This is a genomic window from Kushneria phyllosphaerae (genome assembly GCF_900312995.1).
GTDB classification, from domain to species: domain Bacteria; phylum Pseudomonadota; class Gammaproteobacteria; order Pseudomonadales; family Halomonadaceae; genus Kushneria; species Kushneria phyllosphaerae.
Genome location: NZ_ONZI01000047.1, coordinates 1 through 391, shown reverse-complemented (window position 1 = coordinate 391; position 391 = coordinate 1). Strand labels below are relative to the sequence as shown.

The window sequence follows — 391 nt, the reverse complement described above, 5'->3', positions numbered from 1 at the left end:
GAATATGGTGAAAGTATGGCGTACGGTTTTGGTGCTGACGCCACTAGCGAGTAAAGCGTTCTGGCGCTCTCTCGTGGGGTAGATGAAATCTTTGGTCGCGTGGATTTGCTGGTCTACAGCGCCGGAATAGCAAAAGCAGCCTTTATCAGCGACTTCCAGCTCGGCGATTTTGACCGTTCGCTACAGGTGAATCTGGTGGGTTATTTCCTGTGTGCGCGTGAATTTTCGCGTTTGATGATCCGCGACGGGATTCAGGGGCGCATTATTCAGATCAACTCGAAATCCGGCAAAGTGGGCAGCAAACACAACTCTGGCTACAGCGCAGCGAAATTTGGTGGCGTCGGGCTGACTCAATCACTGGCGCTGGATCTGGCGGAGTACGGCATTACGG

Annotated in this window: 1 protein-coding gene; it reads left to right on the top strand. The window is 53.2% G+C overall.

Going from position 1 to position 391, the window contains the following annotated elements:
- Window positions 1-99: 99 nt before the first annotated feature.
- Window positions 100-391: SDR family NAD(P)-dependent oxidoreductase (locus KSP9073_RS17395; protein WP_243409288.1), on the top strand; the 292-nt coding region annotated here is incomplete at its 3' end.